Raw genomic sequence first — 20878 nt, 5'->3', positions numbered from 1 at the left:
TTTATTAAAATGAAACGACTAAATCTTTTATCCGGTATCCTTATGGCCGTAGCCATGACCTTATCATTCAGTGCATGTTCCGACAACAACGATCCAGATCCCACCCCGGATCCAGACCCGCAACCGGAACTTTCCGATTATCACTTTGATATTTTTATGACTATCGGCAAACACGGTGGTATGAACCAGGGTGACGGTACCATTGTAAAAAGTGTAAACAGCCTTACGGCAGATATGGGAGTCATTGACATAAAGAATGACGGCGTTGAATTCAGAAGTGAAAACAACACTTATTCCATGGAAGCCATTGTCAAAGGGAAATACTATTATCAAGTACCAAACTCAAACGACCGATTTACTAAATTGCAGGTAACTGGTAATTCCATCAAAATAGTCCAAGAACAAACATTTGTACAGAATACCTTCAAAGTACGCGGCTACACACATGCCTGGCTGGATGACCATACCCTGATTATCATGGCAGCCAATGGTGATGCAGATAAAGTTATCTGGACCAAGCTGAATGCTGACGACATGCGTATCCTTGCCGAAGGAACACTGGACCTTCCTTTGCCAGAAGGAGCAAAAGTATTCACAGCTTCCGGCATTCTGACCTACAACGAAAAGGCCGGTAAATTATATTACTTCTACTTCGGTAAAGACAAATCAGGCAGAGGCGGAAAGGCAACCTCAAACTTCCTGACAGCAGTTATCAATCCCTCGGACATGAAAGTGGAAAGTAACAAGGTCAATACCCTTGCCGGAGAAATGGCGGGAAGCGCTTACGGAGAACTGATGCAAAGTTGCGTGATGTATGATGCAGACGGTAACCTCTACTTGGCTGCATTCACTGATGCCAATGACATGGAACAAGGTCATCTGCTCCGCATCAGGAAAGGTGAAACAGACTTCGATGCAAGCTATGAGGGATATCCCAACGCCGACGGTAAACTGCTCACCATCCAAAACCTGGGTAACGGTAAAGCCCTTGTGTATGCACGTAATGATGCAGCCGGTACTGCCATCGACAGCTACAGCCACTATTATTCTATCATCAACATCAATACCGGAACACAAGAACGCTTGAGTTATAACGGACAAGAAATACCTTACAGTGGCGGACGATTTGCACAACGCTCCGTTATTATAGACGGTAAGGCATACATCGGCGTAAATACAGAAAAAGCCAATCCTTGTATCTACATCTATGACATAGCAACCGGTAAAGTAGAAAAAGGCGCAGAAATTGCCGAAGGTTATTATTTCGATATGCTTAGAGTTGTTGAAAACGATAAATAATCTATGAACAAGATTCTTTCTTTATTACTTTTACTAAGCACCTCCCTCCTTTGCCATGCGCACGGGGGAGGCAATTACGAGCACAGCGATATGCTTGCAAGTATGAAACCCGGTGACAAGGCCGCCCTGCTCATGGTGCACTTCGGCACTACGCATGACGATACCCGTGCCCTCACCATTGATGCCATCAACGCCAAGGCACAAGCTGCCTTCCCGGAGTTGAAGTTCCAAGAAGCCTATACGTCGCGTATCATTATCCGCCGCTTGAAAGAGCGCGGCACCACGAAGCTGACTCCACTGGATGCCATGCTGAAACTGCGCAGCGAAGGTTACACACACCTCATCGTGCAGAGCACCAACATCATTGACGGAGTAGAAATGGAATCACTCCGCAGGGATGTGGAAAGTGCACTGCCCTTCTTCAAGGAAATACGTGTAGGTACTCCCCTGCTCTACTCTATCGAAGATGCAGAAAAGGTGGCAGATATTCTGGGCAACCGCTACAACGCCCCGGCACAAGGCAAGAAAGTTTCCAAAGAACACTTCGTCCTTGTGGGGCACGGTACCTATACCCCTAGTACCGCCATCTACAGTCAGATGGATTATATGCTGAAAGCAGGCGGACTGGCCAATTTCCATGTGGGTACCATCGAAGGTTATCCTACCTTTGACACCATGCTGGCACAACTGAAAGCCGGGAAAGCCAAACGTGTGACCCTCATACCCTTCATGTTTGTTGCCGGAGACCATGCCAAAAACGACATTGCCGGAGAGTGGAAGGAGATGCTCGAGAAAGAAGGCTTCACCGTCAGTGCACAACTGGAAGGACTGGGACAAATTCCGGAAATTCAAGAAATATTCATTGACCATATCCGTTTCGGACTGAAGCACCGCATGCTGGACATCATGACGAAGAAGGCGGCCTATGCTGCCGGAAAAGACACTGAATAATATACCCATTAGTGGGTATTTAGTGTTCTTGAATCATCTTGTACTTTTGCAGGAAAAACGCGAACGACAATGAATGTTATCACCAAACTGATGTACTCTATTCATAGGATACTGGGCACTTTGCTCTGTATCCTATTTCTCATGTGGTTCCTCTCCGCCTTCGTGATGATGTACCACCGCTTTCCCCGTGTCAGCGCCAAGGAAAAAATGCAAAAGCTGGAAATGCTCTCCCAAGCCGGAGACTCACTTCCGGACATCTCCTCCGTCACAGCCCGCCTGCCCCGTGGCGTAAAGGTCAGGTCTACGATATTGAACCTCAATGCCGGACACCCCGAGTTCAGCTTTAGTACCACAAAAGGCACGTTTCATTTCCTTGCCGATTCCACCATCTCACAACCCTCTTTGGACAGCGAGCACCTGCACCGAACAGCAGCTTTGTGGTGTTCTTCTCCCATTACCCGCATCGACACCCTCCACTCTCTGGACCAATGGATTCCCTTCGCTGAACTGAAAAAGGAAATGCCCGTCTATAAAATATACTTTGCCGACGATGCCGGGACACAACTCTATCTCGGCTCGCAAAACGGCGAAGTCTTGCAGTTCTCCAACAAAAGCGAACGCTTCTGGGCATGGCTGGGAGCCATCCCCCACTGGGTGTACTTCACCTGGCTGCGGCAGGACACCGCCCTTTGGACTAAAACCGTCATCTGGCTCACAGCTCTGGGCTGCCTCATGGTTATTGCCGGCATCTGGGTAACTGTGGATGTATGGCGCAAGACACACCGCAACCGTCACTCCAAATTCTCTCCCTACCGAAAAAGATGGTATCACTGGCACTACGTCAGCGGAATATTTTTCGGCATCTTCGTACTGACCTTCACCTTCAGCGGCATGATGTCTTTGGCAGACATTCCCGAATGGATTCATAAACCGGCACTGAAGAAAGGCAGCGCCACACGCACGCTCCATGCCCGTGCCCCACAACCGGAGGATTACCCCCTGGACTACCGCCGTATCATAGCCGCCTATCCCCAAGCTTTGCAGATAGAGTGGCGCAACTTCCGCGAACATCCCTACTACATCGTAAAAGACAGCAAAAACGAATATTACATCGATGCCACCGACAGCCTGCCGCGTCCGTTGCAACTCTCCGAAGAAGAAATCCTGAAAGGCGTGGAAAGCATTTATGCCTCCCGGCGTGATTCTTCACAACATATCCCCGGCATACGCATCTCCCGGCTCGAACATTTCGAGACCTACTATCGCGACATGAGCAATATGTATCGCGGACGCCCCCAGCTTCCCGTGTGGAAGATTACGGTGGACGACCCGGACCGGAGCGTCTATTACATTCACCCGGAAACGGGAATCATCCGCCATACAGACACTTCCTCCCGCTGGAAATACTGGAGCTATACAGCCCTGCACCGCATGCGTCTGCCCGGTCTGAACTCCAATGCCACCCTGCGCAAGACTGTGCTTTGGGTATTGCTGCTTGGAGGTACAGCCGTTTGCATCACGGGTGTGGCGTTAAGTGTGAATTATATAAGAAGAAAATGTTGCAAAAGACAAAAACTCTATTAACGAGAATAAACTTGTATGAATAAGAAAAGACTTGGAATATTCCTCGGCAGCATAGCCCTATTGATTGTCTGCAGCTTTGCGGCCTATCAATACTGGCTTGCTCCTACACGTATACTTATTATCAACGCAACCCTGGCACAAGCTGCCGACATTGCCCTGAACAATGACTGTGCCCGGATAGAAGTCAACTGCATCAAAAAAGAAGATGTGAAGGACCTTTCCGGCTATGACGCCATCGTGATGTACAGCAGGGGCTTGTATCTCGATGACAGCCAAGTTGCCGAAGTGGAACGGGTGGGTGCCGGCGGAGTACCGGTCTTTACCAATACGTTACGAAACTCCGCTTTCTCCATCAACTATAACATCACCAACGAGCAACAGCACACGTTGCGGGAGTACCTCAAGAACGGCAACAAACACAACTACCGGAATGCCTTACTCTACCTGCGCCACATTGCCACTCCCCACCGGTGGGGACACCAAGATTACGAGCCTCCCATCCCATTGCTAGAGAACATGTTCTACCACCGCGAATACGGCCGCTACTTCAGTACTCCGCAAGAGGTAACTGCCTATCTGAAAGAAAAAAATCTCTACCATGAGGACGGACGCAACCTTGCCCTGATTTCCGGACTCAACTTTCCGATGGAAGGAAACCGTGCCCACGTAGATTCCCTCATCTCCCGCTTGACACAAGCAGGCTTCAATGTCTACCCTTTCACTGCCGGAGGCCAACCGCGTGCCGATATGATACGTACCCTCCATCCCGATGCAGTAGTCTACCTGCCTATGGGACGGTTGGGCAATGACTCACTCATCAACTGGCTGCACCAGGAAAACATTCCTTTATTCATGCCTTTCCCGCTGATTCAGCCCCACGAGGAATGGCTGAACCCCAATACCCCCGTCAGCGGCGGTACGCTGACTGCCCGTATAGTGGTGCCGGAGATAGACGGAGGCATGCTGCCCCTCTGCATCGCCACCCAAAACAAAAACAAGCAGGGATATTATCTGTACACCGCCGAGAATGAACGGATAGATGCTGTAGTGGACCATATTACCAAATATATGTCCCTGAGAAACATGTCCAACAAAGAAAAACGTGTTGCCATCTGCTACTTCAAGACTCCGGGAAAAGACGCTCTGCTGGCAAGCGGAATGGAAGTGATTCCTTCACTCTACAACTTCTTGAAACGCCTGCACTCGGAAGGGTACGACGTCGGCGGACTGCCTGCCACTGTAGAGGAGTTCGGCAAGCGGATACATCGTGACGGTGCCGTCATGGGTTCGTATGCCAAAGGAGCGCAAGAACAGTTTTTGAAAACAGCACACCCGGTATGGTTGTCTACCAAGCAATACGAACAATGGGCACACGAAGTACTCCTTCCCGAGAAATATCAGGAAGTGACGGACAGATATGGAGATGCGCCCGGCAATCTGCTGGCAACAGAAGATAGTATCGCCATTGCCTGCCTGCAATTCGGCAATATCCTGCTCTTCCCCCAGCCCCGCCCGGCATTGGGAGATGATGAGTTCAAACTGGTGCACGGTATGCCGGTGGCGCCGCCCCACAGTTATCTGGCTCCTTATCTGTATATGCAAAAAGGTTTCAAAGCAGATGCGGTGATTCACTTCGGCACCCACGGCAACCTGGAATATACTCCCGGAAAGAATGTGGCACAGTCGCAGGCCGACTGGTCGGATGTACTGATTGGTAACCTCCCCCACTTCTACTTCTATACCACCGGAAACGTAGGCGAGAGTATCATTGCCAAACGCCGAACACATGCCGTACTGGTCACCCATCTCACTCCGCCCTACGTGGAGAGCGGTATGCGCCAACGCTATTCGGCCTTGCTGGAAGATATTCACAAAGTGCTGGACGAAGGGACTGCCAAACACCGGGCTCTGGGAATGAACATCAAAAAAGAGGCCATGCGCCTGGGGCTGCACCGCGACCTCAATCTGGATTCCATATCCGGCGAACCCTATACAGCCGAGGAGTTGGAACGTCTGGATGCCTTCACCGAAGAGATAGCCAACGAAAAGATACTGGGTGCGTACTACACCATGAACGAGCCTTATTCTGACCGCGACCTGCTGACTACCACTCTCGCCGTCGCTGCCGACCCGCTGGCATACGAAACGGCCCGCAAGGACCGCGATAAAGGTAAAATCACCACAAAGCAGTTGCAAGACTTTACCTATATAGCCCACCACTACTTGCCTGCTGCCAGGAAAAGACTGACTACCTTACTCCAGAATCCACCCAAAGATACTGCATCTGTAGCACCGGAGCTTCGCCCCGCCCTGCTCTATCGCGAACAGTTGCTGGCCTCCACCGCCAACGAGCAAAATGCCATGGTGCGTGCACTCAGCGGGGGGACCGTATTTCCCGCTCCGGGAGGTGACCCCGTACTGAACCCGAACGTTCTGCCCACCGGACGCAACATGTACAGCATCAACGCCGAGAATACTCCCAACCCAAGGGCTTGGGAAGATGGGAAGCGATTGGCAGAAGCGACTTTAAAACAGTACATCAGCAAGCACGGCAAATATCCCCGGAAAGTAAGCTATACCTTCTGGGCAGGCGAATTCATCAATACGGAAGGAGCCACACTCGCTCAAGTATTCTGGATGCTGGGAGTAGAACCCGTACGCGACGCCCAAGGCAGAGTGGTTGACCTGAAACTGGTGCCCAGTGAAGAACTGGGGCGTCCGCGCATCAATGTGCTGGTACAAGTGTCCGGACAGCTACGCGACATAGCCGGTTCCCGCTTGAAGTTACTGACCGATGCTATACGTCTGGCATCGGAAGCCGGAGATGAGACCTATCCCAACTATGTGGCATCGGGTACACTGTTGCAGGAAAAATTACTGGTAGAAAAAGGGGCTTCCCCCAAACGTGCCCGTGAAATGTCTGTGATGCGTGTATTCGGACCGATCAACAGCGGATACAGTACCGGTATGATGGCCTATACCGAGCACAGCGGCTCGTGGGAAAGCGAAAAGGAGATAGCCGAAGGATACCTCAACAATATGGGTGCCTCTTATGGGGACGACGGAAATTGGGGAGACGTCCAGGAAGGTTTGTTTGCCTCGGCACTGTCCGAAACGGATGTTGTCATCCAGCCCCGTCAAAGTAACACATGGGGCCCCATCTCCCTGGATCATGTATACGAATTTACGGGTGGACTCTCGCTCACCGTCAAAACCGTGACCGGCAAGGAACCGGATGCTTATATGGCAGACTACCGCAACCGGACCAACCGCCGCATGCAGGATGCCAAAGAGGCCATTGCCGTAGAGACACGTTCCACCATCTTGAACCCTACCTTTATACAAGAGCGGATGAAAGGCGGGGAAGGTTCGGCGCAGATGTTCGGCGAAATCTTCCGCAACATCTTCGGCTGGCACGTCATGCGTCCGTCGGCCATGGACAAAGAACTGTTCAATGACTTGTATAGAATGTATATAAAGGATGAGAATAAGCTGGGCATTCACGAGTACTTCCTCCGCGTCAATCCCGCCGCATTCCAGGCTATGACAGCCGTCATGCTGGAAAGCGCCCGCAAAGGTTACTGGAAAGCATCTGATGAGCAACTGAAAACCACTGCTTCCCTGCATGCACAAATCACACGCGAAAAAGGTGCCGCTTGTACCGAATTCGTTTGCGACAATGACAAGCTACAGTCGTTCGTTGCCGACCAGTTGGATAATAGCGAGAAGCAGACCTATACCCAGAACATGAAGGAGGTACACGAAGCATCCGCAACCGATGGCAAGGATGTCGTACTGAAAGAACACAAACTGGCTTCCGAACAAACGGTACGTAAGAACAGGGTGAACGGAGTGATTGCAGGCAGTCTTGTCGTCATCACCTTCATCGGACTGGTCGTACTGTTGAAGAAAAGAAAAAAAGAATAAATAGAAACAGAGTATTATGGAATACGCCATTCATCTGTTAGCCCTATTCATCGCCCTCAATTTTCTATTAAAGGTGGGGTTCTATCCACGCTGGGGAATGTGGACGGTTGCCGCAGGCTATGCCTTTTTTGCGTGGCTGGTGACTCCATGGATGACGGAACAGTCCAAGACCGTGGTGGCAGCTTTCTTTGCCTCCCGTCCACAGATGTTGAACTTGTCGGTATGTGTCACTCTGGAAGCCGCCGTAATGATAACTTTCTGTTTCGACTGTTTCGCAGAAATGCGTACCCGCAACACGGCCTTCAAACAAGCGGTCACCCTCTTCCTGAAGTTATACCCCGGCATACTGATAGGCGGAGTAATATGCTATGTCCTGGCACTGCTGCTTTTCACTTTTCCCGGAATAGATTTCGGCAGTCTCTCATGGATAGCAGCCGGTGTTACTTTCTTTGCAGTTTGTGCCGGTAGCCGTTTGCTGCGATATGCTATCGGTGACAAGCCGCTGCGCTTGGAAGTATTGTTCATTGTCAATATTTTCATTGTTATATTGAGCATCATTGCCACGGGCTATTGAAACGAATTAAAGAATTAAAAACTAAAAAGATATATGGAAACAATCTCAAACACACTGTTCTGGATTTCGAACGGGCTGCTGGTTCCCGTCATAGTCCTGCTGCTGCTATTCTTTCTACGTGCCATTCTCCTTGCGGGAGGTTTCTTCGGGGAGTTCTATCAACGGATGAAATTACAGAAGCAATTCACTGAAACACTGGAGAACATCATCCCAGAGAATATAGACGGACTGCTGCAGCAACTCCCATCGGCAGGCAACTCCCCTCTCCTCCGCAGCTTGTCCAAATTGTCCGCACACCGGGACGACGCTGCCTACTGCGAACACCTGCTTGCCAACTATGAAGTGGAAGCCGAGAAGGAGTTGGAACGTTCGCGTACATTCATCAAACTGGGTCCCATGTTGGGACTGATGGGTACCCTCATCCCGATGGGTCCCGCACTGGTGGGGCTGGCACAAGGAGACATCTCCTCCATGGCCTACAATATGCAGGTGGCTTTTGCCACTACAGTGGTAGGTTTGGTCATTGCTGCTGTCGGCATCATTACCCTGCAAGTGAAACAACGCTGGTATGCCCGCGAAATGAACGACTTGGAATATCTGTACAAAGTGATAAGCCGCCAAACGGCCGAAAAGGAATAACGGACTAACGATACGAAAACTATGAAGAGTAAGAGAAACAGATTACTGCACAGCGATTCGGACTCCGACCCCATGGGTACGGTAGCCAATCTTTTTGACGTAGCAATGGTCTTTGCCGTAGCCTTGATGGTGGCTCTCGTCTCCCGCTTCAATATGACGGAGATGTTTTCTAAAGAAGACTTCACCATGGTGAAGAATCCCGGAAAGGAAAATATGGAAATCATTACCAAAGAAGGGCAGGAAATCAAGAAATACACTCCCAGCGAAGACCCAAAGACCTCCGGTAAAAGAGGAAAGAAAGTGGGAGTTGCCTATCAGCTTGAAAATGGAGAGATTATCTATGTGCCGGAATAAGGGAATACAGTACCTATTAATAGCTATTTGGCCATCGCAGTATAACAACTATTAAGTATTTCACCCTCCGATAATGGTATGTACATTTGCAGCGTTATATAAAATAAAACAATATATGATAAAGCAAAGACTTCTCACAGCTCTCCTTATGGGAGGAATCATCGCCACCGGTGCCTATGCACAAGCAGAAAAAGGTGACAGCGACGATATGACCAAGAAAACTCACGAGTTGAACCCGGTCGTAGTAACGGGTACGGGTACACATCAGCGACTGAAGAACACTCCGTCTCCGGTATCGGTTATCACTGCCAACGAGATAAAGCGTGCCGGTATCACCGACTTCCAGCAGGCCTTGACCATGATGGTACCCTCGCTCTCCTTCCGTCCGAACGCGATGGGGTCCTATCTGATGATGAACGGACTCTCCAACAAGCACGTGCTGATATTGGTAAACGGACGCAAGGTCACGGGAGACATCACCGGTAACATCGACCTCAACCAAATAGACATGACCCGCGTCAAGCGCATCGAGGTGCTGAACGGAGCCGCTTCTTCCCTTTATGGTTCGGATGCCATCGGCGGTGTAATCAATATCATTACCAACGAGCCTAAAGATGTGGTAGCCTTCAGCAGCAATAGCAGCTATACGAGAAAGAATCAATTCTCCCAAGGCTTGAATCTGGACATCGCCCAAGGAAAAATAGGGTCCTATACTTCCTATAAATACGACCACTCCGACGGTTGGCAAAACAGCCGTCTGACAGAAGACGGAGAAGACATCATCGAAACGATTGCCCCGCTCTCCCTAGGCTACAGCTCGAATAACTTTTCGCAGAAGTTTACCTATGATGCTACGGACCAGCTTTCCTTCTATGCCAACGGCGGATACTATAACCGCGGACTCGAACGTCCGGTAGAACGCGAAGACATTACCGGCGGAAGCAAGTACAACACTACCTACGAAGGTTACAACTGGGGGGCAGGCGCCAAATACAAACTGAGTAAACGCAACGTTATCCAGTTCGACTATTCAGGAAACAATTACGCATCACGCTACAAATACCTGATAGAAAACAGCGGATACCTGCCCGGACAGTATGCGCTTACCAAGCTTCAGAAATTCCATGATGCCGAGTTGAAAGGTATCTTCGGTTTTACAACCAACAGCACTACGGTGTTCGGTGTGGACTATCGCCGTGAAGTGCTCCGCCGTCCCGACTCCGATTTGGACAAAAGTGTCTATACGACATCAGCCTACGGCCAGCATGAAGTGAAGCTATGGAACCATCTGACCGGTGTTGTGGGTGTACGCTACGACCATCACGAACAGACGGGCGGACGCTTCACCCCCAAAGTGGCAGCCATGTACAACATAGGCAACTTCAATGTACGTGCCACCTATGCTGCCGGATTCCGCGCTCCGGGAATTGACGAGCTCTACTACCACATGTTCAAGAAGACAATGGGTACACGAGCCACCATCTCATTGGGTGACGAGAACCTCGACCCCGAACACAGCAACTATTACTCCATCAACATGGAATACCGCACCAACCGTTTCAGTGCTTCCGTCACCGGTTACCTGAACTATGTAAAGAACATGGTAACTTCCAAATCCACTAAATTCGATGACCTACCGGAAGCAGAGCAGAACCAGTTGCGTGAAGAGTTCCCCGAAATCAGTGACCTTTCATCCACAAAAAACCTAAGTGTCAAGAACTACTTCAATTTCGAGAAAGCTACCGTCAAAGGCTTTGAAGTGAACTTGAACGGCAATCTGTTCCCGGGCTTCACCCTGGCCGGAAACTATACCTACGCCTATGGACGCGGTCTGAACGAAGGAGGCGAATGGCAAAACATCGAACGCAGCATACGCCATACAGCCACCATCACCGGAAACTATACACACAGCTGGAGCGACTATACCTTGAACCTCAACCTGAACGGTCGTCTGCAAAGCAAAGTCTATTATCCGGGTGACGCGGACGGCAATGCTCCGGGCTACGGCATCTGGAACCTCAATACCCGCCATACCTTCGACGGCTTCCGCAACTTTGTCATCGAACCGGGCATCGGCATAGACAATATCTTCAACAAGAAGGACAACCGCCCGCTGAACAAGAACTTCGCCTTGTATTCTCCGGGACGTTCGGTAGTAATCAGCCTGGCACTCAGACTAAAATAATCTCTCCATAACGCATTTAGAAACAACAACAATTATGAAACATTTTTTCATCACTCTCTATTTACTCGGCATCAGCCTCTTCTCCTCCGCACAACAAGAGGAGAAGGCGGCTCTGCTCATCACCCATTATGGCAGTTCGGACCCTCAGACACGTGCCTTGACGCTCGACGTCGTGACCCGTGAGGCACAAGAAGCCTTTCCGCAGTTTACAGTGCGCGAAGCATACATCTCGCCGATTGTACGAAAAAGACTTGCCAAGGAGGGTGTGTACAAAGACAGCCCTACGGATGCACTGCTGAAACTTCGCGCCGAAGGCTACCGGACCATCTACGTCCAGAGCACCACCTTGATAGAAGGCAGTGAGATGACCTCCGTCCGCAGGGATGCAGACAAGCTCCGTCCCTTCTTCAAGGAGATAAAAGTGGGAAATCCCCTGCTCTACTCCGTCGAAGACTGCGAGAAGGTAATCGGTATACTGACCGCCGAACAGCCGGAAAAGAAAGAAGACATTGTCTATGTGGGGCACGGCAACCAGCTACCCAGCACGGCTACTTACGCCATGCTCGACTTCATGATGAAAGCCCATGGACTGAAGAACTTCCACGTCAGCACCATTGAAGGATATCCTATCCTGGACGCAACCCTGCTGCAACTGAAAGAGACACGCCCCAAGAGCGTGACATTGGTTCCGTTGCTGTTGGTATGCGGCAACCATACCAAGGAAGACATTGCCGGCGTGTGGAAGACGGAACTTGAAAAGCAAGGCTATCAAGTGAATGTACGCATGCAGGGACTGGGCGAAAACAAAGCCATCCGCCAGCTCTATATGGAACACATCAAAGCCATGCTAAAAGATTGATAACCAGCAAGCGTAAAAGGGCTACACCTTTTACATACCAAGGCTACACCCTTTGCTCCGGATGGCTACACCATTCCGGACAAAGGGTGTAGCTCTTTTCAATGTACACAGATTACGGACATTTGTAACCATATTACGGATTCCTCCTCCTGCGATATGGAACTTTCCGGATTATTCTCTACATTTGTACAAAACTAACAGGAACGTTTATGGAAGAAGTAATCAAGCTCAATGCAGTAGACCAATACAACAAGATGTTCGGTCTCGAAACCCTGCACCCGCTGGTCAGCGTAGTCGACTTGTCCGAAGCCACCGGATACCCCAGACATTTCACGTTGAACTATGGCGTATACGCCCTTTTCCTCAAAAACACCAAATGCGGAGATATACGCTATGGAAAACAGTTTTACGATTACCAGGAAGGCACAGTAACCAGCTTCGCCCCGGGCCAGGTGACCGAGGTCAACATGCTGGAAGGTATGCAGCCCAGCGCCTCCGGCCTGCTGTTCCACCCCGACTTGATAAAAGGCACCTCGCTGGGACAGGGAATAAAGCAGTATTCCTTCTTTTCCTATTCCTCTACCGAGGCACTGCATTTGTCCGAAGACGAGAAAGAAATCTTCCTCGACTGTCTGAAGAAGATTAAGATGGAAATCCAACGCCCCATCGACAAGCACAGCAAGGGTCTGATTGCACGCAACATCGAACTGCTGCTGGACTACTGCATGCGTTTCTACGAACGCCAGTTCATCACCCGCTCGGCAGCCAACAAAGATATCCTGATGAAATTCGAAGCACTGATAGACGACTATTTCCAGAGCGACAAACCGCAGACCGAAGGACTGCCTTCCGTGAAATACTTCGCAGACAAAGTGTTCCTCTCCTCCAACTATTTCGGAGATTTGGTGAAGAAGGAAACCGGAAAGACGGCGCAGGAATATATCCAGAACAAAATCATCGACCTGGCCAAAGAAATGATTATAGGAAGCGGGAAGACGGTCAGCCAGATTGCCTATGAGCTGGGATACCAGTATTCGCAGCACTTCAACCGCGTGTTCAAGAAGAACGTAGGCTATACTCCGAGCGAATACCGGCACTTACAGGTTTAGACAATAAGGATTCACCACAGATTACGCGGATTAACACAGAGTTTTTTCGGTTTCATCAAATATAAGTTCTATCTTTGTATGCCAATAGAACATATGGATATGAAACACCCCAAAATAATTGTTGCCGGCATCGGACCGGGCAATGAATCGGATATAACTCCCGCCGTAATTTCCGCTTTGCAAGAATCAGATGTAGTGGTGGGATATAAGTATTATTTCCAGTTTGTAACCCCTTATCTCCACCCCTCAACAACATGCATAGATACCGGCATGAAGCGTGAGCGCGCCCGTGCCGAGCAGGCTTTCGAGCTGGCAGAGCAGGGAAAGACGGTCTGCGTCATCAGTTCCGGGGATGCGGGCATCTATGGTATGACGCCGCTTGTCTACGAGATGAAGCGGGAAAGGAACAGCGACGTGGAAATCGTTTCGCTGCCGGGCATCAGCGCTTTCCAGAAGGCAGCCTCACTGCTGGGAGCTCCCGTAGGACATGACTTCTGTGTCATCTCCCTTTCAGACCTGATGACTCCCTGGGAGCGTATTGAAAGGCGTATCATCGCAGCCGCTGCCGCCGACTTCGTGACGGCAGTCTACAACCCCAAAAGTGAAGGACGCTACTGGCAGCTTTACCGCTTGAAAGAACTCTTTCTACAGGAAGGACGCTCACCGGAAACGCCCGTGGGATATGTACGCCAGGCAGGACGCCCGGAACAAGCGGTACACATCACCACGCTGGGAGATTTCAATCCCGAAGAGGTGGATATGTTTACAGTCATATTGATAGGCAACTCACAGTCCTACGAATGGAACGGAGCCTTCATCACTCCGCGCGGCTATTACCGGGACACGAATACCGAAGCCACGGGCATCGGGCAAGACATCATGATTCGCAGTTTCCGTACCATCGAAAAGGAACTGAAGAACAAACATATTCCCCTCGACCATAAATGGGCTTTACTCCATGCCATACATACCACCGCCGATTTTGAAATGGAGTATCTGCTGCATACGGACGAAGGTGCCGTGGCTTCCTTGTATCAAGCCATCGAGAAAGGCGGAATCAAGACCATTGTCACAGACGTCACGATGGCAGCCAGCGGTATCCGCAAAGGAGCTTTGCAGCGGCTGGGCGTAGAGGTGAAATGTTACCTTGGCGACCTGCGCACAGCGACGATGGCTGCAGAGAAAGGCATCACCCGTACCCAGGCAGGCATCCGCCTGGCTGTGGAGGAGCATCCCGATGCTTTCTTTGTATTCGGCAATGCACCTACGGCACTTATGGAACTCTGCGACCTGATACGTAAGGGCAAGGCACATCCGGCGGGCATTGTTGCTGCACCGGTAGGCTTCGTGCATGTGCAGGAGTCCAAACACATGGTGAAACCCTTTACGGAAATACCCAAGATTATCGTAGAAGGACGTAAGGGAGGCAGCAACTTGGCTGCCACGCTGGTGAACTCCGTGTTGTGCTACAACGATGCGGAGCAGTTGCGCCCGGGCAGGGATGTGTAAGTGAAAAGAGACATTCCATAACATTACTTGTTACGACCGATAACATTACTTGTTATGCCCCTTTACATTACTTGATATTTTCATAAGATTACCCGTTGAATGAAACACAGATTTATAATCATAGGAATGGATGACAACCGTTCCCCCTTCTTTCCACCGGAAGCACTGGCGCAGATACGGAAGGGGAAGGTCTTCTCCGGTGGCATACGGCATAAGGAGATTGTCGGTCCTCTGCTGCCTGCCGGGGCCGAATGGATTTCCATCACCGTACCGCTGGACCGCGTCTTTTCCCGTTATGAAGAAATATTTGCCCGCTTCGAAGAGACGGCGACGGACGACTCCATCATTGTATTCGCTTCCGGCGACCCGTTGTTCTTCGGTTTTGCCAATACCATAAAGCGCAAGCTTCCCGGGGCAGACATTCTGCTCTATCCCGCTTTCAATTCCTTGCAGACATTGGCACACCGCCTCGTCATGCCGTATGACGACATGCGCACCGTCTCCCTGACAGGACGCCCCTGGCAGGAGTTCGACCGTGCCCTCATAGAGCGTGCCCCCAAAATAGGCATCCTCACCGACCGCGAACATACCCCGGCCACCATTGCCGCCCGCATGCTGGAATACGGGTACTCCCACTACACACTATACATCGGCGAGCATCTCGGCAATCCCGAAAAGGAACGCATACGCCGGATGACACCCCGGGAAGCGGTTGCCGGCGACTTCGAACATCCCAACTGCCTGCTGCTGGACAGCCATCCCGGACAATGCCGCACAAACTCCCTGCACGGCAGCGTACAAGCCCCGGACTTTCCAGTCCGTCCCTTCGGCATCCCCGATGAAGAGTTTGCACATCTTGACGGACGCGCCCGCATGATAACCAAGGCTCCCATCCGCCTGCTCACCCTGCAGGCATTGGAACTGAACCGCCGCCGCGTTTTCTGGGACATCGGTTTCTGTACCGGTTCCGTCTCCATCGAAGCCCGCCTGCAATTCCCCCATCTCGCCGTCATCTCCTTCGAGATACGCCCCGAAGGAAAAGAGTTGATGGACACCAACTCCCGCCGCTTCGGCGCGCCGGGTATTACGGCGATAACCGGAGATTTCCTGCACACCGACCTCACTCCCTTTGCCCGCCCCGATGCCGTCTTCATCGGTGGACACGGCGGACATCTGAGGGAAATGATAGAGAAAGTGAAACAAGTGCTGCACCCCGAAGGCTGCATCGTCTTCAACTCCGTATCGGCAGAAAGCAAGGAGGCGTTCCTCCGAGGAATCGAGCGGAACGGAATGGTGCTCCACCCTTCCACCCACATCGCCTTGAACGAATATAACCCCATTGAAATTATGAAAGCCACGCTTTCTTAAACATACCCATTATGAAAACAGCTATTATTCTAATCTCCGAAGCCGGTTTGAGCATAGCCCAATCACTGCTCAACGAACTTCCCGACTCCGAAATCTTCACCCTCAGGCACGAAGAGGGATGCACACATATAGAATCTGCCGGCAAATTTACGGCGGAAAACTTCAACCGCTATGATGCCTTTATCTTCATTGGCGCCATGGGAATCTGTGTCCGCACCATCGCTCCTTGCGTGAAGAACAAATATACCGACCCTGCCGTGGTTTGCGTGGACAGTACCGGTAAATTTGCCATCTCCGTACTTTCCGGACACATCGGAGGAGCCAACGAACTGACCCACCAGGTAGCGAATATCCTCGGGGCCGAACCGGTAGTCACCACGCAAAGCGACTGCACCGGTCTATGGGGACTCGATACCCTGCCCCAACGTTTCGGGTGGTTTCCGGTCATCAACGCCGAACCCTCCACCCTCCTGCTGGCAGAACTTGCCAAGACGCCCGAAGAGAAAAAAAGAGTATGCATGAACGAGCATATCAGCCTCTTCGTTTCCGGCAAGCCCACCGCCCTGTTGCTCACGGTGCGCAATGAAGGCACGGACTGGATGGAGGCGCACCTGCCGCCTCATGTAGAAGTATTCTACCGGGTGCAGGACATCAACCCTTCACGCTTCAAACTGATTCTGTGCGTATCTCCCCAAGTCCCCAACTTCCCGGAAATGCCTATGATATGCTACGTGCCTTGTGTCGTACACCTCGGCATCGGCCTTGCCCGGCTGGCAGGCCCTGTGCGGAAAGTGGAGAAAGAGATTATGAACACGCTGAAGGAATACGGTATCATGCCCCAAAGCATCGCCTCCATCTCCACGATTAAAGCCAAAAGTGACGAACCGGTAGTGAAAGCGCTCCAAAAGAAGTTCCCGGTCTACTTCTATACAGCCGAGGAACTGGCAGAGATAGAGGTGCCCCATCCCAGCAAAACCGTCATGAAGCACATGGGCACCCCCAGCGTCAGCGAAGCCGCCGCCTTGCTGAGTGCAAACAACTCCCGGCTGCTGGTGCCCAAGAAGAAAGGAGAGAACTATACCGTGGCCGCCGCCCTCGACATAAGAACTGTGCGCCAGGGCCACATCGAAATAGTGGGTGCCGGCCCGGGCGACCCGGACCTGGTTTCCGTACGCGGACGCCAAATGCTGGAACGCGCCGACCTCATTCTGTATGCCGGCAGTCTCGTTCCCAGGGAGCTGACTCTCTGTGCCAAGGCCGGGGCTACCGTACTCAGCTCCGCTTCCATGGATTTGGAAGAACAATTTGAAGTGATGAAGAAGTTCTATGACAAGGGAAAATTCATCGTACGCCTGCATACGGGTGACCCATGTATCTATGGTGCCATTCAGGAACAGATGAACTACTTTGACCGGCACGATATGAGCTACCACATCACCCCCGGCATATCCTCCTTCCAGGCGGCGGCAGCTGCCTTGAAGTCGCAGTTCACCATTCCGGAAAAAGTGCAAAGCATCATCCTAACACGCGGAGAAGGACGCACGCCCATGCCCGAACGCGAAAAGCTACATCTCATGGCACGCTCACAAAGTACCATGTGCATCTTCCTCAGTGCAAGCATTGCGGAGCAGGTGCAGGAAGAACTGTTGCAGGAATATCCGGAAACTACCCCTGTAGCTGTCTGCTATCACTTGACATGGAAAGACGAACAAATATTTAGGGGGGAACTCAAAGACCTTGCCAGGATAGTGAAGGAAAATAACCTCACCTTGACAACCATGATTGTCGTAGGCGAAGCCATCGGCAACCGTGAAGGTCTGTCACGGCTCTATGCACACGAGTTCAAACATCTGTACCGGAAATAAATCAACGATTAATCACCCATAAACATTCAAACATGATATTAATATTTGGCGGAACCACCGAAGGACGCATAGCCATCCAAACCCTTGAAGAAGCCGGAAAAACTTTCTACTATTCTACCAAAGGGGATGAGCAGGACGTACTTCTGCATAATGGCATCCGCCTGCAAGGCGCGATGGATGCAATAGAAATAGAAACATTCTGTGCACAGCATCACATAAAGCTGCTGATAGACGCCGCGCACCCCTTTGCCACACAGCTACATGAGACTCTGGAACAAGTCTCTGTGGAATCGAATATCCCCGTCATCCGTTTCGAGCGTATCTTCCCGGAACGCGATGAGGAACACATCATCTGGTGCAGGGATTATGACGATGCCATCGAGAAGATACAGAAAGAAAAGATTTTCATCTTACTTGCACTGACCGGCGTACAGACCATAGGCAAACTGAAACCTTTGTGGCAGAATGCCTGCTGTTACTTCCGCATCCTCGACCGCGACAGCTCGCGCAAGCTCGCCCGGGAACAGGGCTTCTCCGAGAAGAACCTTTACTACTACACGCCCGGAGAAGACGAGCAAGTCCTGATGAAACAGCTTCATCCCGAAGCCATCCTCCTCAAAGAGAGCGGAATGTCCGGCGGATTCTGCGAGAAGGTGGAAGCTGCCCGGCAACTGGGTATACGCATCTTTGCCATCTGCCGCCCCAAGACATCCGGCAAGTTTATCTGTGTAAACGGTGAGCACGGTCTGCGCCGCATAGTCGAGAAACATTTACCCGACTTCTTCCCCCTGCGCAGCGGACTGACCACCGGAACATGTGCCGCCGCTGCCGCCGTAGCCGCCACCTGGGATGTATTCAATATCTACTTCAAAAAGCGTCCTACGGAATTTCCGGTAGTCCTCCCCAACGGAGAAACCATCCAGGTTCCCGTAGAGCCGCAGCACCATATTCCCCACTCCGACCTTCTGGAAAACGGCGACGGCATGTTCGAGACAAGCGCTACCGTCATCAAGGATGCCGGCGACGACCCGGACATCACCAACGGGATGAAAGTTGTGGCCAATATAGCCGTACCTTTCCGCACAGACGACCCGCTGCCGGAAGACACTCCCCAGGATGACTACAACATCATCGTCTGCGGCGGCGAAGGCGTAGGTGTCGTCACCATGCCCGGTTTGGGACTTGAGCTCGGTAGCTCTGCCATCAACGACACCCCACGCGAAATGATAAAGAAGAACGTCAAGCTATGTCTTGAACGCCTCCATATTGCCAAACAGCCCAGTCCTATTCTCATTACCATCTCCATCCCCGGTGGAGAAGAGATAGCCAAACGCACCTTCAATCCCCGCCTCGGTATCGAAGGAGGCATTTCCATTATCGGGACCTCCGGCATCGTGAAGCCATTCTCCTCGGAAGCCTTCGTCAATTCCATCCGGAAGTCCATGGAAGTGGCAAAGGCGACCCGGAGCCCTCGTATCGTCATCAGCTCCGGCGCAAAGAGCGAACGTTTCATCAAGGCGTATTATCCCGACCTCCCTGCCCAGGCTTTCGTACATTACGGCAACTTTATCGGCGAAACCTTGAAAATAGCAGCCGAAGAGCAAGTACCGCACGTCACCCTCGGCGTGATGATGGGAAAGGCCGTGAAACTGGCCGAAGGCAATCTGGATACCCACAGCAAGAAAGTGACCATGAACAAGGAATTCATCCAAGACCTGGCACGCCAGACGGGATGCAGCGAAGAAACACTTGCCGCCATCGGACAGATGAACCTGGCGCGCGAACTCTGGGACATCATTCCCGAAGAGCTGCTGGAAAAGTTTGGCAAGGCACTGATTGAGCTCTGTCACCGGCACTGTACCCCCTTGCTGCCCAATGGCGAACTAACAGTATTACTCATAACCGAAAACGGAAAAATTTACTCATGAAGAAGAAGATAATCATTACCGTCTGTATGGCAATGACCGTACTGACCGGTCTGGCACAAAGCCCGCTGTCCTTTCATGCAAAAGCTGGAATCGGTACCTCCCATTTTCATGGGAAACACTCCAGCAGTGACACCCAAATAGCTTACAAAGCTGGTGTCGGTGCAGAATATGTCCTCAACAAGACCTTGGTGCTGCAATCCGCATTGGAGTTCGTGTCCATCGGCGGTAAAGACGAGATAAGCCAAATCGGCAAGGCCAAAATGCATGAACTGTATCTGCAAATCCCCCTCATGATAGGGGCCCGCCTCCATCTGGGCAGGGATTATCATGCCTCGCTGAGCGTCGGCCCTTATGCGGCCATAGGCGTGGCAGGCAAGACCTCCGGCGAGACCTACGATTATAGCAGCAGTAGTATGCAGGGAGGATACCAGTTCAAGATAGACACTTTCGGCAGCATGGTAGACGGGAAAATGGGTAACAACCGTTTCGATGCAGGTATTGCCCTGGGACTTACTTTTGAATACAGAAGATTCATCATCGGTACAGAGATGCAGGTGGGACTGGTAAAAATCAATGAGCAGATAAACCAGATGATAGACTATTCGGAAGAAGGAGGATATTTCCCCAAGAACTTCGCCGCATTCTTCACGCTGGGGTACCGGTTCTGGTATCCGTAGGCATCGAATACCATGCAGCTCCCCTCGATAAAGTAAAGCGGCAACTGATA

15 protein-coding genes are annotated in these 20878 nt (G+C 51.3%); all 15 read left to right on the top strand.

Annotated features, from left to right (window positions below; genetic code table 11):
- Positions 1–9: 9 nt before the first annotated feature.
- The 15 genes from H1A11_RS06000 (at position 10) to H1A11_RS05930 (ending at position 20828) form a co-directional block, all read left to right on the top strand.
- A complete protein-coding gene (locus tag H1A11_RS06000; RefSeq protein WP_181757889.1) occupies positions 10–1299 on the top strand; it encodes a hypothetical protein in 1290 nt (429 codons plus the stop codon).
- Positions 1300–1302: 3 nt separating this feature from the next.
- Positions 1303–2250, top strand: coding sequence for a sirohydrochlorin cobaltochelatase (locus tag H1A11_RS05995; protein ID WP_119961912.1), 948 nt, complete (start codon positions 1303–1305; stop codon positions 2248–2250).
- A 69-nt stretch (positions 2251–2319) separates the two neighbouring features.
- Entirely contained in the window at positions 2320–3834 is a 1515-nt protein-coding gene (locus H1A11_RS05990; RefSeq protein ID WP_181757888.1) for a PepSY domain-containing protein, read from the top strand.
- Positions 3835–3849: 15 nt separating this feature from the next.
- Complete coding sequence (locus H1A11_RS05985) at positions 3850–7761, top strand: cobaltochelatase subunit CobN (protein WP_181757887.1); 3912 nt, start codon at positions 3850–3852, stop codon at positions 7759–7761.
- A gap of 16 nt (positions 7762–7777) precedes the next feature.
- Complete coding sequence (locus tag H1A11_RS05980) at positions 7778–8335, top strand: hypothetical protein (protein WP_181757886.1); 558 nt, start codon at positions 7778–7780, stop codon at positions 8333–8335.
- Between the two features lie 33 nt (positions 8336–8368).
- Positions 8369–8974 (top strand): MotA/TolQ/ExbB proton channel family protein, encoded by a 606-nt coding sequence (locus H1A11_RS05975; RefSeq protein WP_181757885.1) that lies wholly within the window; start codon positions 8369–8371, stop codon positions 8972–8974.
- 21 nt (positions 8975–8995) lie between these two features.
- Complete coding sequence (locus H1A11_RS05970) at positions 8996–9328, top strand: DUF2149 domain-containing protein (protein WP_005836672.1); 333 nt, start codon at positions 8996–8998, stop codon at positions 9326–9328.
- Between the two features lie 115 nt (positions 9329–9443).
- Positions 9444–11513: a TonB-dependent siderophore receptor gene (locus tag H1A11_RS05965; RefSeq protein WP_181757884.1), complete on the top strand. Its 2070-nt coding sequence runs from the start codon at positions 9444–9446 to the stop codon at positions 11511–11513.
- A gap of 34 nt (positions 11514–11547) precedes the next feature.
- On the top strand, positions 11548–12372 hold the full coding sequence (locus tag H1A11_RS05960; RefSeq protein WP_181757883.1) for a sirohydrochlorin cobaltochelatase: 825 nt from the start codon (positions 11548–11550) through the stop codon (positions 12370–12372).
- Positions 12373–12581: 209 nt separating this feature from the next.
- A complete protein-coding gene (locus tag H1A11_RS05955) occupies positions 12582–13481 on the top strand; it encodes an AraC family transcriptional regulator (RefSeq protein WP_005829381.1) in 900 nt (299 codons plus the stop codon).
- Positions 13482–13580: 99 nt separating this feature from the next.
- Complete coding sequence (gene cobJ / locus H1A11_RS05950) at positions 13581–14990, top strand: precorrin-3B C(17)-methyltransferase (protein ID WP_057098097.1); 1410 nt, start codon at positions 13581–13583, stop codon at positions 14988–14990.
- Positions 14991–15089: 99 nt separating this feature from the next.
- Positions 15090–16358: a precorrin-6y C5,15-methyltransferase (decarboxylating) subunit CbiE gene (gene cbiE / locus H1A11_RS05945; RefSeq protein WP_181757882.1), complete on the top strand. Its 1269-nt coding sequence runs from the start codon at positions 15090–15092 to the stop codon at positions 16356–16358.
- An 11-nt stretch (positions 16359–16369) separates the two neighbouring features.
- The gene (cobM, locus tag H1A11_RS05940) at positions 16370–18223 is read left to right on the top strand and encodes a precorrin-4 C(11)-methyltransferase (protein WP_181757881.1); all 1854 of its coding nucleotides are present in this window, start codon (positions 16370–16372) and stop codon (positions 18221–18223) included.
- A 32-nt stretch (positions 18224–18255) separates the two neighbouring features.
- Entirely contained in the window at positions 18256–20151 is a 1896-nt protein-coding gene (cbiD, locus tag H1A11_RS05935; RefSeq protein WP_181757880.1) for a cobalt-precorrin-5B (C(1))-methyltransferase CbiD, read from the top strand.
- Positions 20148–20828, top strand: coding sequence for an outer membrane beta-barrel protein (locus H1A11_RS05930; protein ID WP_117599528.1), 681 nt, complete (start codon positions 20148–20150; stop codon positions 20826–20828). Before cbiD ends, H1A11_RS05930 begins: the two co-directional genes overlap by 4 nt.
- Positions 20829–20878: the final 50 nt, after the last annotated feature.

It is taken from the genome of Bacteroides sp. CACC 737 (assembly GCF_013874375.1).
Taxonomy (GTDB): Bacteria; Bacteroidota; Bacteroidia; order Bacteroidales; family Bacteroidaceae; genus Bacteroides; species Bacteroides uniformis.
Note: the sequence above shows the minus strand (reverse complement) of the source record. Positions and strands in the feature narration are given on the sequence as shown.